The sequence below is a fragment of the Deefgea rivuli DSM 18356 genome (assembly GCF_000620145.1).
Lineage (GTDB): Bacteria > Pseudomonadota > Gammaproteobacteria > Burkholderiales > Chitinibacteraceae > Deefgea > Deefgea rivuli.
The window spans coordinates 215,074-232,124 of record NZ_JHVM01000003.1 but is presented as its reverse complement, the minus strand read 5'-3'; the positions used below and the strand labels follow the sequence as shown (position 1 = coordinate 232,124).

At 47.4% G+C, this 17,051-nt stretch carries 11 protein-coding genes; 3 read left to right on the top strand and 8 right to left on the bottom strand.

Features of this window, described 5'->3' with window-relative positions:
- Positions 1-46 precede the first annotated feature (46 nt).
- Both prfB and Q320_RS0101065 read right to left on the bottom strand, forming a co-directional pair.
- Entirely contained in the window at positions 47-1,150 is a 1,104-nt protein-coding gene (gene prfB / locus Q320_RS0101070; protein WP_027467463.1) for a peptide chain release factor 2, read from the bottom strand.
- A gap of 299 nt (positions 1,151-1,449) precedes the next feature.
- Positions 1,450-6,168 (bottom strand): NAD-glutamate dehydrogenase, encoded by a 4,719-nt coding sequence (locus Q320_RS0101065; protein WP_027467462.1) that lies wholly within the window; start codon positions 6,166-6,168, stop codon positions 1,450-1,452.
- A 255-nt stretch (positions 6,169-6,423) separates the two neighbouring features.
- On the opposite strand from Q320_RS0101065, the gene Q320_RS0101060 reads away from it, so the two are divergent.
- From Q320_RS0101060 to Q320_RS17925, 3 genes are all read left to right on the top strand, one after another.
- The gene (locus Q320_RS0101060; protein ID WP_027467461.1) at positions 6,424-8,607 is read left to right on the top strand and encodes a DUF1631 family protein; all 2,184 of its coding nucleotides are present in this window, start codon (positions 6,424-6,426) and stop codon (positions 8,605-8,607) included.
- 240 nt (positions 8,608-8,847) lie between these two features.
- Positions 8,848-10,770 carry an ATP-binding cassette domain-containing protein gene (locus Q320_RS0101055; RefSeq protein ID WP_027467460.1) on the top strand — a complete coding sequence of 641 codons (1,923 nt, stop codon included), beginning with the start codon at positions 8,848-8,850 and terminating at the stop codon, positions 10,768-10,770.
- 60 nt (positions 10,771-10,830) lie between these two features.
- Positions 10,831-11,319 carry a retropepsin-like aspartic protease family protein gene (locus Q320_RS17925; RefSeq protein ID WP_051534357.1) on the top strand — a complete coding sequence of 163 codons (489 nt, stop codon included), beginning with the start codon at positions 10,831-10,833 and terminating at the stop codon, positions 11,317-11,319.
- 144 nt (positions 11,320-11,463) lie between these two features.
- Here the strand turns inward: Q320_RS17925 and Q320_RS0101045 are convergent, their stop codons facing one another.
- The 6 genes from Q320_RS0101045 to Q320_RS0101020 form a co-directional block, all read right to left on the bottom strand.
- Entirely contained in the window at positions 11,464-13,344 is a 1,881-nt protein-coding gene (locus Q320_RS0101045; protein WP_027467459.1) for an MFS transporter, read from the bottom strand.
- Positions 13,345-13,429: 85 nt separating this feature from the next.
- The gene (locus Q320_RS0101040; protein WP_027467458.1) at positions 13,430-14,191 is read right to left on the bottom strand and encodes a flagellar brake protein; all 762 of its coding nucleotides are present in this window, start codon (positions 14,189-14,191) and stop codon (positions 13,430-13,432) included.
- A 22-nt stretch (positions 14,192-14,213) separates the two neighbouring features.
- Positions 14,214-14,780 (bottom strand): SCO family protein, encoded by a 567-nt coding sequence (locus Q320_RS0101035; RefSeq protein WP_027467457.1) that lies wholly within the window; start codon positions 14,778-14,780, stop codon positions 14,214-14,216.
- A 29-nt stretch (positions 14,781-14,809) separates the two neighbouring features.
- Positions 14,810-15,505: a dethiobiotin synthase gene (bioD, locus tag Q320_RS0101030; RefSeq protein ID WP_027467456.1), complete on the bottom strand. Its 696-nt coding sequence runs from the start codon at positions 15,503-15,505 to the stop codon at positions 14,810-14,812.
- A gap of 2 nt (positions 15,506-15,507) precedes the next feature.
- Positions 15,508-16,398 (bottom strand): malonyl-ACP O-methyltransferase BioC, encoded by an 891-nt coding sequence (gene bioC, locus Q320_RS0101025; RefSeq protein WP_027467455.1) that lies wholly within the window; start codon positions 16,396-16,398, stop codon positions 15,508-15,510.
- Positions 16,395-17,030, bottom strand: a complete 636-nt coding sequence (locus Q320_RS0101020; RefSeq protein WP_027467454.1) for a DedA family protein — start codon at positions 17,028-17,030, stop codon at positions 16,395-16,397. The genes bioC and Q320_RS0101020 overlap by 4 nt, the downstream gene beginning before the upstream one ends.
- Between the last annotated feature and the right edge of the window lie 21 nt (positions 17,031-17,051).

Sequence of the window (17,051 nt, the reverse complement as noted above, 5' to 3'; positions counted from 1 at the left end):
AAATGATTTCAGGGGACGAATCATCGCCCCCTGTTTGAAGAATTAATTAAACGCCTTGTTTCAAGCTGGCCGCAATAAAGTTATCCAAGTCGCCATCCATGACGCCTTTGATATTGCCGACTTCAAAACTGGTGCGTAAATCTTTGATTCGGCTTTGATCGAACACGTAAGAGCGAATTTGATGCCCCCAGCCGATATCCGATTTGGTCGCTTCGAGCGATTGTTGAGCTTCCATGCGTTTACGCAATTCCAACTCGTACAATTTAGCACGCAGCATTTTCCACGCTTCATCACGGTTTTTGTGTTGTGATCTATCGTTTTGGCATTGCACGACGGTATTGGTCGGGATGTGCGTTAAACGAACCGCAGAATCGGTTTTATTAATATGCTGACCACCCGCGCCCGAGGCACGGTAAGTATCGGTACGCACATCGGATGGGTTGATGTCGATCTCGAAACTATCATCGACTTCAGGGTAAACAAATACCGAAGCGAATGACGTGTGGCGGCGATTGTTGGAGTCGTACGGAGAACAACGAACTAAGCGATGTACGCCAGTTTCGGTGCGCAAGAAACCGTAGGCGTAATCGCCAGTCAGCTTGATCGTTGCTTGGCTGATGCCGACGATGTCGCCATCCGATTGTTCCATTACTTCAACGGTAAAGCCTTTGCGTTCGCCATAACGTACGTACATGCGCAGCAACATGCCAGCCCAATCTTGTGCCTCAGTACCGCCAGCGCCCGATTGAATGTCGATAAAGCACGGCATTGGATCCATCGGATTATTAAACATCCGGCGGAATTCTAGCTTGGCCACTTCGGCTTCGAGTGCAATGTAATCTTCGGCGATGACTTCGGCAGTGCCGTAATCGCCTTCTGCTTTGGCCATTTCAAATAGCTCAAGCGAGTCAGTTACTCCGTCAGAAACGCGATCCAGCACGAGAACGATGTCCTCCAGTGCTTTGCGTTCACGACCGACTTCTTGGGCCTTCTTTTGGTCGTTCCAAGTTTCTGGCGCTTCGGAAAGACGAACGACTTCTTCGAGTCGATCCACTTTACCAGGGTAGTCCAAGTAGCGCTTGAGCTCGTCCGCGCGTGCGCCCAACTCTTTGAGTTGGTTTTCAATCTGATTAAGCTGTTCCGCTTCCATGCGTATGAATCCGCGTCTGCAATTGCAAAAGCCGAGAATTATATCAGCGAGTGCCTTGTTAAAGTAGGGTAAATCGAAACTCGGTTTACCCGCAGTGGGAAATGAGAGGCAGATGTGATGCTAAAAATTCAAAAGTCGAGTCCACGAAATACACGAAAGGCACGAAAAACACCAAAGTCTCTACACATTCACGTCGATATCGCCCGCGTCATAGCCTAAATAGAGATGGTTTTGTTCGTGTATTTCGTGCTTTTCGTGGACTCCAGCCTTGACGTTTGAATCGATGGTGTAAAAACCAGTTACGCAATCAAACGGTGGCGTAATTCGCGTAGTGCCGCTGAGATCATTGCTAAGTCTGGTGTTGCTGCGCTCAATTCGGCAAACATTGCAGCGACACGTTCGCGTGCGGCTTGGTTTTGCGTTAACCATAGATCGAGCTGATCTTGATGCTGCGCCCATGCCTGCTTAAATAACTCGCTATGCAGACGTTGCAAATCATCACGCACAGCAAGCCGCGCCAAGGTTTGCCAACGATTGTCACGCGGCAATTGCTCAATCGCCAGTGCCAACCATTTGAGCCCCAGGGCATCGCCTAGCGCCAGATAAATCCGCATATGTTCTGCCAATTGCCCTGAATCATTACTGCAAAGGCTCAACTCCAGCAGCGATTGCGCCTCTTGAATCGCCAGCACTTTCATCGCCAACTCAGTGCCAACCCCTGTGGCCTGCCATTGCGCCGCTTGGGCAATATGCGATGGGCTTGTGCTGAGTAATTGCGGCAATTGCGGTAGCGCCAGCGCCGCACACGTACGCATATGATCGAGATTACTCAGGTTTTGCTGCAGCAACCAGCGCGCAACGCGTTCTGTTTGCCGACGCACTTGTAGCAGTAGATGGTTTTGTCCTTCTGCGGTGATTTTTTCGATATTGCTTTCAATTTCAAGCGCCAGCGCTTCACTACCAAGGAGCGATTCGGCGCAAATGAGCGCATCGACAATATCACTGCAATTTTTCTCGGTCTCTTCTTGCAAGCGATAGACACTGCTGATGCCGTAGCGGTTAACTACATGGTTAGTGAGCACTGTCGCAATAATTTCTCGGCGCAAAGGGTGTTTTTCGAGTTGAGATTTGAATTTCTCGACCAATAAGCTAGGGAAATATTGCTGCAGTAGCGAATTCCATTTCGGCGCGTCAATTAAGTCTTGACTGAGTAATTCTTGTTTAATGACGATTTTGGCGTAAGCCATCAGCACCGATAGCTCAGGGCGAGATAATCCTAAACCCTGTGCTTGCCGCTCAGTCAGTTGGCTATTGCTGGGTAAATACTCAATTCGACGTGAAAGTTTTCCTGCTTGCTCCAAGGCTTGCATCAGCCGTGTGTGCACAGGCAGCAAGGAGAGCGCTTGTGAAAATTCTAATGAAACGGCCTGAGTTTGCAGCTCGTTATCGCGTAAAACCAGCAATCCCACCTCGTCGGTCATACTGGCGAGGACTTCATTGCGTTGTTTAAGCGTTAGATCGCCTTCGGCCAAAATTCGCCCGAGTAAAATTTTGATGTTCACTTCATGGTCTGAGCAATCTACGCCGGCAGAATTATCAATTGCATCGGTGTGAATTCGTCCGCCATTGAGTGCGTATTCAATGCGCCCTAATTGGGTAAAGCCCAAATTACCACCTTCGGCGATGACTTTGCAGCGCAAGTCTTTACCATCGACACGCACCGCGTCGTTGCCCCTGTCATTGGCCTCGGCATGGGTTTGGCTGCTCGATTTTACATAAGTACCAATCCCGCCGTTGTAGAGCAAATCAACCGGTGCTTTTAAAATTGCTTGAATTAGTAGATCGGGTTCGAGCTCTGTATCTTCAATATGAAGTAGTGCACGTATATCGTTGGAGACCTTTATTTTCTTTAGGCTACGGGGATATACACCCCCACCTTCTGAAATGAGTGTGGCGTCGTAATCCGCCCACGAAGAACGTGGCAAATCAAATAAACGCGCGCGCTCATTAAAGGCGGCTTCGGTGTCGGGCTTGGGGTCTAAGAAAATGTGTCGGTGATCGAAAGCGGCAATCAGCTGAATGGTTTTGGTTCGCAGTAAGCCATTACCAAACACATCACCCGACATATCGCCAATACCAACCGCAGTGAAGTGATCTTTATTCGTATCAATGCCCATTTCACGGAAAGATCGTTCAACCGAAATCCACGCGCCACGCGCAGTAATGCCCATTTTTTTGTGGTCGTAGCCGACTGAACCGCCTGAGGCAAAAGCATCATCAAGCCAAAAGCCATATTCTTGCGAAATCGCATTGGCGATGTCTGAAAAGCTTGCTGTTCCTTTATCTGCAGCAACGACCAAATAAGGATCGTCATCATCGCGGCGCAGTACATCTTTGGGTGGAATCACGTGGCCATCTTGGAAGTTGTCGGTCAGATCAAGTAGGCCGCGAATAAACATTTGATAGCAGGCAATGCCGCTGGCTAAAAATGCTTCTCGCTCAGTGGGTGGGTTTTTAACAATAAAGCCGCCTTTGGAGCCGACGGGCACGATGACGGTGTTTTTCACCATTTGTGCTTTGACTAAGCCGAGCACTTCCGTGCGGAAATCTTCACGCCGATCTGACCAGCGCAATCCGCCACGAGCGACTTTGCCGCCGCGTAAATGCACACCTTCCATTTGCGGCGAATAGACGAAGATTTCGTACAGCGGCACAGGCTGCGGCATCATCGGGATTTCGGATGAGGCCACTTTGATCGATAAATAGGCTTTATTGCCGCCATCTTGATAAAAATTAGTCCGCAAAGTTGCGCGAATCGCGGCCATCAAAGAACTAAGGATTTTTTCGTCATCAATATTGGGCATCGCTCGCGCGGCTTGAGCGATTTCTTCTAACACAATATCTGCAACTGCTGGCTCGGGCTGAGCGGGATTGTGTAAGAGCTGGAAGGCATTAACCAGTTGTTGTGCCTGCGCACCATGACGCAATAGGCAATCGGCGATGGTTTCCATTCCGTATTTTAGTGCGACTTGTTTTAAGAAGCGTGAGTAAGCACGCAAAATCAAAACTTCACGCCAAGCCAGTCCGTTGTGCAGTACGAGCTGATTGAGCTTGTCGTTTTCTGCTAGTCCTTTGCTGAGCGCCACAAAAGCGGCGAGTAGGCGCTGCCTTTGTTCGGGCGACTCTAGTGAAACTTGGGGTGGCAGGCGAATGCCGATATCAACAATCCATGCTTGCTGCTCGGGCAGGGTAGAAAAGTGCAGCACATAAGGGCGCTCATCAATAATTCGTAAGCCTAGGCTTTCTAGTAGTGGGAGGCAGTCAGAGAGTTCAATTGCGTGATGCTGATAAAGTTTGAGTCGCCAAATGCTGGCATCCAAGGCGTTGCCAGGCGTAAGTGTGGCGACCAGATTTTGCTCTGTGAGCGCGGTTTCTAGCGCTTCGATATCATGAATCGCTGAGCGAGCGGCAAAATCAGCGCAGTATGCCGCAGGGAAGGCGTGTAGGTATTTTTGATGTAGCGCCGCGCCACGCTCCTCGCCACTACCTTGGATGAGTTGTTGGCGTAGTTCATCTTGCCAACGCTGCGCCACTTGGGCGATTTCAGCTTCAATTTCTTTCGCTTTGTACTCGGTATTGGCGGAGGCATCGCGGCGGATAATGTAATGAATTCGCGCTAGCGGATGGTCGCCGAGAAAAACAGTAAATTCAGAGGTGCTACCGCTTAAATGTTGCATCAGCAATGCTTCGATCTTGATGCGAACGTCAGTGCTGTAATTGTCGCGTGGCACAAACACCATCACCGATACATAACGACGGTAAATGTCATCACGAAAAAAGGCGCGGACACGGTGCCGCTCGTGCAGGCTGACAATCCCATCGGCGATGCGCGCCAATTCGGGCGCTTCAATTTCAATCAGCTCGTCGCGTGGATAGGTGTCGAGCACATTGAGTAAGGCTTTGCCACGATAACCGGTGAGTTCTGCGCCGCATAGCGCCATTGCATGATCAATTTTTTGTCGTAAAACTGGGATTTGGCGTGGTGGCGTGGTGTAGGCGCTGGCTGAATACAGACCAATAATGCGAAGCTCGCCAAGGAGTTGCCCCGCAGGGCTAACATTACGTAGCAAAACGGTATCGAGATAGGCTGATCGATGCACGAGAGAGCGTCGATCCGACTTGGTGAGCATGAGTAAGCGCTCAGGAGAATAGGCGACTTCGCGTAGATCGGGGCTCAAACTAGCCCAAATATGTGAAGGGGAGGGTAGCCCCGCATCACGTAGCAGACCTTTGCCCGAATGAGGGATGATATTGAGAATCCCAGCTTCAAATTGATAGTCGCGTAAACCTAAAAAAACAAAATGCCCGGCGAGCAACCATTCTAAATAGGCGACAGTTTCTTTGATTGTTGGCGTGATTTGAGTGGTGGGCGTAGCGCGTAATTGCTCTAGTGCCTCGGTTACGCGGTCGGTCATTGCAGGCCAGTCGGCAACCGCAATCGCAATACTATCGAGGGCTTGATTGATTTCATTTTGAATCAGCGCAAGCGTGGCGGCATCGCTGATGCGATTAATTTCAAAATGCATCCATGATTCTTTTATTGCAGTTTTGGGTTTGCTGGCTTGAGGAATGAGTTGGCCTAAATCGTCACGCGCCACATCCATGATCGGATGTATTACGCCGTGAGTAGTGCATTTCAATTGATTCAGGACAATACCCACCGAATCAACCAAAAATTGCAAATCTTCTTGGACGATTTCAATCACCGTGTGCCGACACTGCCAGCCGTGCTCGCTCAGATTGGGGTTGTAAATTCGCAGCAAGCGCTGTTGCGGTAAACGCACAGCGGCCATACGGCGATGTGCTAGCACAGCACCGCCCCAGTCCTCTATCGCGCGCTCTTGCAAGTCGTCTTCGGGCACATTGGCGTAGTAGCTCTGAATGATGGGGCTCATCTCAGGTACGCCTTGTTGTTGCGACCATTCTTGTAACGCTTGCAAGATGCTATTTGGACTCATTTTCTGTGCCTATTGACGAGGTTTAGGGTTTCACTTTAGACCTAGATTTCGTCTATACCAACAGGGGTTACCACCTATCTGCTGAACTATTCAGTAGGCTGAGTCTGGCATAAGGTATTGAAATGCGAAGAAAATAGAGACCAAATACAAATATTGCGCGTGACCGTATGAATCTAAATGACCAACGGGTAATAATTGTATATCATTAAATGCTAATATGTGTATTAAGCAGCAAAACTCCCTAGAGGCAACGCCATGAGCCAACCCCAATTCACGAATCCATCCAGTCCAGCCCGTGGTGCACACGTTGCGGCGACAGATCCGATGCTGGCGGCTTGCCGTGACTTGGCACTTAAAATGCTCAGCCAATCGTTGGAGGGATTTTTTGCGCGCTTAGAAGATACTTATTTTGAGCTGGCCGATAAAACATTTGATCGTAAATTGCGCGACGATTACTTTGCCGCTCGCGTTGAAACCCACAATAAACGCGAATTTTTAGCCGAGCAGTTCCGTTTGAATTTCTTGGCGGCGTTTAACGATAGCTTGCTCAAACCAAGTGCTGCACCGGCGCAGAAAGCGGATAGCCCATTTTTTAAAGTGAGTGCAAAACCCGACCAACTCAGCTTGGTCGCCAATGAAGAATACGAAGAAAATCTATCTGCCGATTTAATTATCAAGGCCTTCAAAAATACTGGAGGTGAGGAGCTGACTGAGTTGGAGCAGCGTTTTGCTGGTTTGATGCCCGCACAAGAAAATGGCAGCAGCAATCCGATGTCGCCAGAAGCCATTTGCGATGCGTTTATGCAAGCCTGCAAACAGCTTGAAACGGGTTTGGATGCGCGTTTAATTGCGCTCAAGGCATTTGAGAATGAATTATCGAATCAAGTCGCAGATGTTTATCATCACGTGAATCAATATTTGATTACGCAAAATGTGCAACGAGTTGTGCCTCAGCATCAAATTAAACGTCAGGCTAATGCTAAGTCATCTGCAGTACCTGAACCGATCAGCGAACCGATTGCGCCAACGAGTCCGCAATCTGAAGTAGCGAACCCTCAAGCGCCCGAAGCTGCGCTGCCACTGGGCGCGCATTTAGCGGCGCTCGCGCAAAGCCAGCAGAACTATGCAGCAGCACCAGTTGAGCACGCCCCAGGCTGGCTGTCGTTTCTTGATGTTTTGCAGCATAAAGCACCGCGCTTAGAGGGTTTGAGTGACGATAATGGTGCTGCATTATTTCAGCACAATATGCTTGGCATGTTGCGTAGCTCTGGTTGGGCGAAAAATCTGCCGCAAATGGATGCGATGACACTAGAACTCATCGCGATGCTGTTCGAACATATTTTTGAAGACCCTCGGCTTTCTGATTCAGTGAAAGGTCTCATTGGCCGCTTGCAGATTCCTGTGCTGAAAGTCGCGATGCTGGATGCGGGATTTTTTGCGAGTAAAAATCACAGTGCGCGGCTTTTGCTGGATACCTTGGCTGAAGCCTCCTTAGATGCGCCTGATATGGCGCCAGGCGAGCATCGCTACGATCAGCTAGCGGCGATTGTGGCTCAGGTTTGTGGCCAATTTGTTAATGATGTTTCAGTATTTCAAAATGCACAGGATACGCTTAATGTATTTTTAGCCGGAGAAGCTCAGTCGGCGGAAATTGCAGCACAAGAAAACGCGCAAGAGCTGGTGCAAAACGAGATCGCAGAATTGGGCGTGATTACCGGTGAGGAATTAGTTAAAGAGCGCTTGAGCCGTCCCGATGTACCCGAGCTAGTGCGTGGGTTTTTGGCGCAATATTGGTCAAAAGCGCTGGCACGCAGTTTTGGGGTACAAGGTGAAACGGGCACTGAATTCGTTGGCAAACTCAAGGCAATGGATAATCTCATCTGGAGTGTAGAGGCTAAGCAAGGCGCGGAAGAGCGTTTCAAACTGGTGAATTTATTGCCGGAAATGCTCAAAACGCTAGAGGATGCAGCGCGTGCAGAAGGGATGAGCGGTGATGAAGCCAAAGCGTTCTTTGCGCAACTGGTGCATTGTCACGCTGCCGCGATTCGTAATGGTTTACGAGTGGCCGTTGCTGATGTGCCGCCGCTGGTGACTGCTCAGACTATTCCTGTGTTGGATGATGAGGTTTTGCTCAAAGAAGACGCATTGCCTTTTGTGAGTCAACAAACTCAAGCTCCTGAGCCACAAAGTGAATTGCCTTTACGAGGTGAATGGGTTGAATGGATTAGCGAGCAAGACGAAGTACTGCGCTTACGCCTTTCATGGATCAGCCCGCAAGAAACCCGCTATTTGTTTACCAATCGTCTTGGCGGCAATGGCAAGGCGTTTTTGAAGACCGAGCTGCTTGAAGCTTTGACGTCGGGTCGGGTGCGCCGCTTGGCACTTGAAGGTAGTTTAACGGATCGCGCTTTGAATGAGTTGCGCAGCAATCTGGTTTGATTGTGGGTATTTAGATGTGGCCATTTAATATGAAGCACTACAGTGATATACACTTTGTACTTTGCGTATTCTTAAATATGTTTTTATCTTTTAAACACCGACTATCGAGTTAAATCTGTCATTTTTGACGCTTTCGCCTAGCGCTACTTCTTCGCTTAGCGCTTTTTGTTACTCGTGTGTACTTAATTTTCCGCTACTCAAGCCCATTCGCAGGGCTTAGCTCTGTTAGAATCCTGCCCCATGATACGACTTAAAACACTCACACTCCGTCGCGGCACTAAGGTGCTCCTGAATCGCGTTGAACTCACGCTACAACCTGGCTCAAAAACTGGGATTGTTGGCGCGAATGGCGCGGGTAAATCCAGCTTTTTTGCCTTGCTGCGCGATGAAATTCACGCCGATGAAGGCGATTTAGAAATGCCTCCGCGCGTGGCCATTGCCCACGTTGCCCAAGAAACCCCCGCTTTACCTTGTTCAGCCCTCGATTACGTGCTGGATGGCGATCTTGAACTGCGCAAAATTGAAGCAGAAATCAATGCGATTGCCCATGACGATAACGATGGCATGGCGCATGGTGAACTCTTCGCCCGCCTTGATGCGATCGATGGTTACACCGCACCGGCGCGCGCCGCTAAATTACTCGCTGGTTTGGGTTTCTCTTTAGAAGAAAACTCAAAACCAGTCTCGAGTTTTTCCGGTGGTTGGCGCATGCGTTTGAATTTGGCGCAGGCTTTGATGTGCCGTTCAGACTTGTTGCTGCTCGATGAACCGACCAATCACTTGGACTTAGAAACCGTGGTTTGGCTGGAAGATTGGCTAAAAACCTACCCGGGCATGTTGCTGATTATTTCCCATGACCGCGACTTCCTCGATAGCACCATCAAGCAAATTCTGCACGTTGATAACGCGCAACTCACTATTTACACCGGTACTTACGAAGATTTTGAAAATCAATGTGCCGAGCGCCTCGCGCAGCAATCGCAAGCGTTTGATAAGCAGCAACGGCAAATTGCCCATTTAGAAAGCTTTATTACGCGCTTTAAAGCCAAGGCCAGTAAAGCCAAGCAGGCGCAAAGTCGCGTTAAAGCACTCGAAAAAATGGAAAAAATCGCTGCGGCGCACGTCGATTCTCCGTTTAATTTCTCGTTCCGCGAGCCCGATTCAAGCCCGAATCCTTTGGTGCACTTGGAAAAAGCGGCTGCTGGTTATAGTGCGGATAATCCGATTTTGTCAGAGCTGAATTTGAGCATTGATAATTCAGCACGCTTGGGTTTACTCGGCGTGAATGGCGCGGGTAAATCGACGTTTATTCGCGCTTTGGCGGGCGAACAAGACTTGCTATCGGGGATTCGTACCGAAGGGAAGGGTTTAAAGATCGGTTATTTCGCCCAGCATCAGCTCGAATATCTACGGATTGACGAGTCGCCATTATGGCATATGCAAAAAATCGACCCGAACACGCGTGAGCAAGAGCATCGTAACTTCTTGGGAGGCTTTAATTTTCATGGGGCTATGGCTTTGGGGCCAATTGCACCGTTTTCGGGCGGTGAGAAAGCGCGTTTGGCTTTGGCGCTATTGATTTGGCAAAAACCGAATCTCTTGCTGCTCGATGAGCCGACCAATCACTTGGATATCGAAATGCGTGAGGCGCTGACGTTTGCGCTGCAAGATTTCGATGGCGCTTTGATCGTGGTTTCGCATGATAGGCATATCTTGCGCGCGACCGTCGATGATTTCTGGTTGATCGAAGATGGCCGCGTTGCGCCATTTGACGGCGATTTGGATGATTACACGCGTTACAGCCAAGAAAAGCGTAGTGGCGATAAATCTGCCGCTAATGCCGTGGTGAACGCGAGCCAGCCAAGCACCAACGTGAATCGCAAAGAGCAAAAACGCCTCGAAGCTGAAGCGCGGCAAAAACTTGCGAACGCGCGTAAACCTTTAGAAAAGGATTTAGCGCGGATTGATGCTGAAATGGCGCGAATTACGGCCGAACAAGCAACGATCACCACAACTTTGACCGATGAAACTTTGTATCTGCCGGAACGTAAAGATGCGCTGCAAAAAATCCTCGCCAGTGAGTTAAAGCTAAAAGAAAAATTAGCAGAACGTGAAGCGGCATGGATGGTCGTTAGCGATCAAATCGACAATCTAGTCGTGTAGTGATGTATTGCCTTGTTGGCTTTGTATTTTAAGCGCTACAAGGCAATACACAAGGATTTTATGCGCTCAACATGGTCAATTGTTTTACTCTGGGCTGCTGTGCTGTTGCTGATTTATTGGACGTTTACGCAATTTATCGCGCAGCAATATCAGCCCAAAATGATGATCTCAAGCTCAGGGCAGGGTAGTGAAATTACGTTGCCACGGGCGCGAGATGGGCATTTTCGAGTTAATGGCAGTATCAACGGCGAGCCGGTTATTTTATTGCTGGATACTGGTGCCAGTGCAATGACAATTAGTAGCGCGCTGGCCGAGCGCCTTGATTTGCCGCGCGGTGAGCCGTTTACCGCCCAGACTGCGAATGGCGATGTTGAGGGCTATCAATCTAAACTGGGTAGTTTAAGTTTTGGCCCATTTGAATTTAAAAATGTCAGCGTGGGTGTGGTTCCCAATTTGGGCAATGAAGTTTTGATGGGGATGAATATTATCCAAAAATTTGATATTCGTACCCAAGATAATCAGATGCACTTAAAGTTAATTGCAAAATAATATAAGTAGTAAAGCAACAGTTTTCTCCAGCATCGTTGTAGCTGCTTGCCGTAATAAACATACTGCCGCGGGTGCTACGCCTTGCTGGAAAACTTTTGCACGAGTACTTAATAAAAAGGCGACTCAATGAGTCGCCTGTGTTATTTATTGCCAATCACCACGAAGTCGGTGAATTTCATCCTCTAATTTCTGCCGAGTTACGTCCTGCGGTGGAATAGCCTCTCCAACAACAAGCCCGATCTTCGAGAAAATGCCGCGTGGCATTTTCATCATTGCTGCGCCATCTTTTCGGCTAAAGAAACTGCCCCATAAACCTTGTAGCGCCATTGGAATGACGGGTACGGGCGTCGTTTTAATGATTTGCTCAATGCCCGGCATAAAGCGATTGATTTCGCCATTGTGGGTAATTCGCCCTTCGGGAAAAATAGCGACGATTTCACCATCAGACAATGCTTGTGCAACAGCGGCAAATGCAGCATCTTTCATTTCTGGATTTTCTTTGCTCGGTGCAATCGGAATGGCATTTGCAGTTCGGCAAATAAAATTCATGACAGGTAGGTTATAAATGCGATGATCCATCACAAAGCGAACAGGGCGGCGAATCGCACCCGCTAAAACCAATGCATCCATAAAACTCACATGATTGCAGGTCAAAACAGCTGCACCATGTTCTGGGATGTTTTCAAGACCCGTCTTTTTGATTCGATATAAAGTGTGCGTCAAGATCCACACTAAAAAGCGCATCAAAAATTCAGGAATTAAACTGTAAATATAAATTGCAACAAAGATATTCAATATGCCTGCAATGAGTAGCAATTGCTGTACCGTAACGCCTGCATTAAGCAATAAAATACTCATCCCGGCCGCAATCACCATAAATAAAGAATTAAGAATATTATTTGCGGCAATTGCGCGTGAGGTAAATTCACGTTCAGTACGAGTTTGAATCAGTGCATATAGCGGCACAATGAAAATACCACCAAATACGCCAATTAAAAATAGATCAATAATTACACGCCAATGCGCGAATTCAGCCAAGAAACTTTGCGCTGTATGCGCCGCGGGAACTAAATTTTGCGTCGCAAAGAATAAGTCAATCGCAAACACAGATAGTCCAATTGAACCAAATGGTACTAATCCCAATTCAACTTTGGCATCTGAAAGCTTTTCACACAGCATAGAACCCATGCCGACACCTAAAGAAAACAAAGTCATCAGCAATGTATATACCGAGGCATCACCATGCAGTGCTTCTTTGGCAAAATTAGGGAATTGAGTGAGGTAGATCGAGCCAAAAAACCAAAACCATGAAATGCCAAGCAGACTATTGAAAACGGTTTTGTTTTTCTTGGTTTGCGATAAAATTTTGGTGGTTTCAGTAAAGATATTCCAGCCGATTTTTATGTTTGGTGCAGTTGGTGGAGCAGAAGGCATCGCACGGCTAAAGAAATAACCAATGATTGCTACGCCGACGCACGCCCAAATAACCAGTGTTTCGCCGTGCGGTTGATGCTGGATAATTAAAGTGCCCGCAATTTGGCCTAATAAAATGGCAATAAAAGTGCCCATTTCAATGAGGCCATTACCGCCGAGAATTTCCTTGTCTTTTAGGTACTGTGGCAAAACAGAATATTTAAGTGGGCCAAATAAAGCAGAGTGAATCCCCATCATAAACAGGCAGCTCATTAAGAGCGCAGCATTATGCCAAATAAATCCTGCGCCAGCGACCAACATAATGGCGATTTCTAGCAGCTTAATCCATTGCGCCAATTTAGCTTTATCATATTTTTCGGCAAGTTGTCCTGCTAAAGTAGAGAATAAGAAGAATGGCAGAATGAAAACGCCGGCGGCAATATTCACTAAAGTTGCAGCATCAAGCCCCGCAGTTGATAAACCATGAAACGCAATTAAAACTAAAAAAGCATTTTTGAATAAATTATCATTAAATGCACCTGCAAATTGCGTTAAAAACAAAGGCAAAAAGCGTCTTTGGCCAAAGAGGTCAAATTGATTGGGCTTGTGCATGGTTATATTTTCCGCATCGAAGGTCGGCCGAGTTTAGCTAATTATTGCAAAAAATGTATTGTTAAATCTCGTCTGAACGTGACGATCAGCCGATAAGTGTTTTTCGTTCTCTTTCTAAGTGTGCCAAAAGCCGCTGTAAACTTGCTTCTATTCCACGTGGCAAATCGATAAAACGCACGCCAACTAACCAGCGCACTTTGCCGTGAGCCATCGTAATGGGATGCGTCGAGCGAATTTCAATATCTAACTTTGCAGTACCCGCCGCAGCGAAATCAAAATACGCATGCTGAATAATAATACCCGCTTGCATTTGCGTATGCTGTTCGTCTTTTAGCCATATTCCGGCACCACCGAGTGAAATGTCATGTAATTCAAGTTGGGTTTTCACGCCGTTAGGTAGTGTTAAATCACAGCTTAATGGATTGGTAATTGGGGTGAGTAGGCGAAAAAACTCGCGGCGCTGTAGTTTAATTAAATCTTTTGGAAATCCCACAATAAAAGCAGGTTTTCCTTCAAATTGCCCTAATTTTACGCTGACCACCGAGAATTGCACTTTAACGCCATCTAGCGTGGTTACAAATAAAATGCGTTCTGCTTGGGCAATCGCGGCATTGCTTGGCTCATGACCACCCACATCAATAATAAACTGTTGTGCTTTGCTATCGACATTGAGTACCCGCGATAACATCATGTCGCGCCCAGCATTAAAGTAAATTGCCAGATTGGTATTGTTTTGCGCTAAGCTGCGCAAAACAAAAGCAATTTCCATAATTGCAGTAATGCGATAGGGCGCAATATCTTCTTGTTCATTGATTGGCGCAACGCCGCCATTAACTTCTTCTGACATCTTGCATCCTGTACAAGTATTTTTATTCGGCGAGTAATTGTTGAATGTCGTGCGTAAATGCAGCAGCGCCAGCACCGTAATTAATCATAACTCGGGTATTGCCTTGTTTATCAATTAAATAACTGCCCGCTGTATGGTCAATACTATAGCTATCACCTTGTGGCTGCTTTTGAGAAATAATGCGAAATTTTTTGGTAATTTGTTCTAGCTGCGCTGGCTTACCTGTTAATCCAAGAAAATCCGGGTGAAATGCAGGAACGTATTCGGCGAGGATTTGGTTGGTATCGCGTTCTGGGTCGAGAGAAACAAATAAAACTTGCACATCTTTGGCCTGTTCACCTAATGCGCTCATGCTGGCTTTCAATTCGGATAGAGTGCTTGGGCAAACATCGGGGCATTGCGTAAAGCCAAAAAATAGCACCACGACTTTGCCTTTGAATTCTTCGCTATTACGTAATTTCCCGTGATGATCGCTTAAAGTAAAGCTACCGCCAATTGGTCCGCCCGTAATATCCGCGCCCTGAAACGCGGGGCGACTGCATGCTACCAGGAATAGAATTGAGCAAAGAATAAAAGCTATTTTTTTCATTAAATTGAATTTCTAGTGTGAGAGTTTTATCAGTCGCAAGCGCTTAAAGCCGGACACAATCGTGCAATCGCTTCAGGATTGATTGCCGCAGTGAGTGCTTCGTTATCATAAGTGAATTCGGCGAGTAAGGGCGCAGTAATTCGCTGTTTTAGGTAAGCTAAATTTTCTGCGTAGCGATTAAAGTCGGGATCAATTAAATTGGCGATCCAACCGGCCACCACAAGACCACGCAGCTGAATGGCTTCAATTGTCAGTAGCGCATGATTTAAGCAGCCCAGCCGCATTCCTACTACCACAATGACGGGGGCATTCAGTGCGCTGGCTAAATCTGCAATCGCCAGATCTTCGGAGAGTGGGGCATACCAGCCCCCCGCACCTTCAATAATAACAATGTCGGCCATTCGGCTTAATTGCTCAGCACAATTAATTAAATGCGTTAAATCAATCGTGACGCCAGCGTCTTTTGCTGCGAGATGTGGCGAGATGGCAGGTTCAAAGCGATAGGGATTAATCAGTGCGAGTGGTGCATCAATATTACTAGCGGAACGATGTGCTTCTACGTCCATATTGATGAGTATATCGCCAGAGCGCTCGCATCCTGAGGCTGCTGGCTTCATACCCACTGTTTTGTAGCCTGCGTTGCAAAAGCCACGGATAAGTTGCGCGCTGGCGACTGTTTTTCCAACGTCGGTATCTGTGCCTGTGATGAAAAATAGCTGTGCCATTGTTAGCGTGTCCGTGGACGAAAGTCGATGACCTGACTGCCATTTGCTAATTTATTGTTCTTGGCTACGGGTTTCCATGCGTGACCGTAAACCACTTCGTAAGTACAGGGCAGTACGTCGTTGCGGCGAAATGCTTCGTACTGTGTTTGGATTTGTCGCCACGCCGCTTTGCCCAGCAAGCCATTGCGTCGCCCATTCATTTTATTGCTCGCGCCAATATGTTTGAGATCATTCATCACTGCTTTGACATTCGGATAGGTCATGGTGAGGTATTCCATGTCCATCACGGGCGTTGTTAGCCCGTGTTTGACTAAGGCGTCGCCAAGGTCGTGCATGTCGATAAATTGATTCACGTGTTCATTCCCGTCAATACCTGAAAAAGCGGCGCGCAGCTCTTTGAGTGTATCGGGGCCTAGTGTTGAAAAAAGGACTAGGCCACCCGGTTTTAATACGCGGAAAAACTCTTTAAATACGGCATCTGGCGTATTGCACCATTGAATCGTCAAACTGGACCAAATGACATCGACAGATTCATCTGCAAGTGGAATTTGTTCGATATCAGCGCAAATGGCAAATGGCTTGTTGTTATCAAACATCGAAAGCCATTTTTTAACGCCACTGGTTTTAGCTTGCGAGGATTTGAGCATATTGAGCGCTAAATCCAGCTCAATATGCCGTGCATCGCGATAGCGCTCGCGCAGGCGTGGTGCGGCATAACCCGTACCGCTACCGGCATCGAGTACGACTTGAGGCTGGATATTGATGAGTTCTAGGCGTTCAAACAATCGATCTGCGACTTCACGCTGCAGAACGGCGGCTGCATCATAGCTGTGCGCTGCTTTATCAAAAGCGCTGCGAATCGCTTGTTTCTCAGTGTAAAACGATTCTGTCATGCACTTGCCTTGGTTAATTTATGTTTAGCGATTTCGATTAATCCAGGCAAAATCGATACAAAAATAATCCCTAAAATAATTGCAGTGAGATTCTTTTGGATAAATGGAATGCCGCCCAATAAATAACCAGCATAGAGCAGTGAGCCTACCCATGAAATTGCACCGACTACATTATAAAATGCAAATTTCTTATAAGTCATTTCTGCCATGCCTGCCACGAAAGGGGCAAAGGTGCGAACGATAGGCACAAAGCGCGCGATGATAATGGTTTTTCCGCCGTATTTCTCGAAGAATTCATGGGTTTTATTGAGATATTCAGGGCGGAATATTTTTGAATCTTTATTAGAAAACAGCCGATGGCCAAAGTATTTGCCAATCGTGTAATTGACTGCGTCGCCTAAAATGGCTGCAATGAGTAGGAGCACTAAAAGCAGATGCACATTCATCGCGCCAGACGCTGCGATCATGCCTGCGACAAACAATAAAGAATCACCAGGTAGAAAAGGTGTAACCACTAAGCCGGTTTCGCAAAAAATAACTGCGAATAAAATGACATAGATCCAAATGCCATATGTGGTCACCATTTCTTTGAGCACAACGTCTAAATGTAAAAACAGATCAATAAATTCCATGATGTTCTCTAGGTAGTTGTA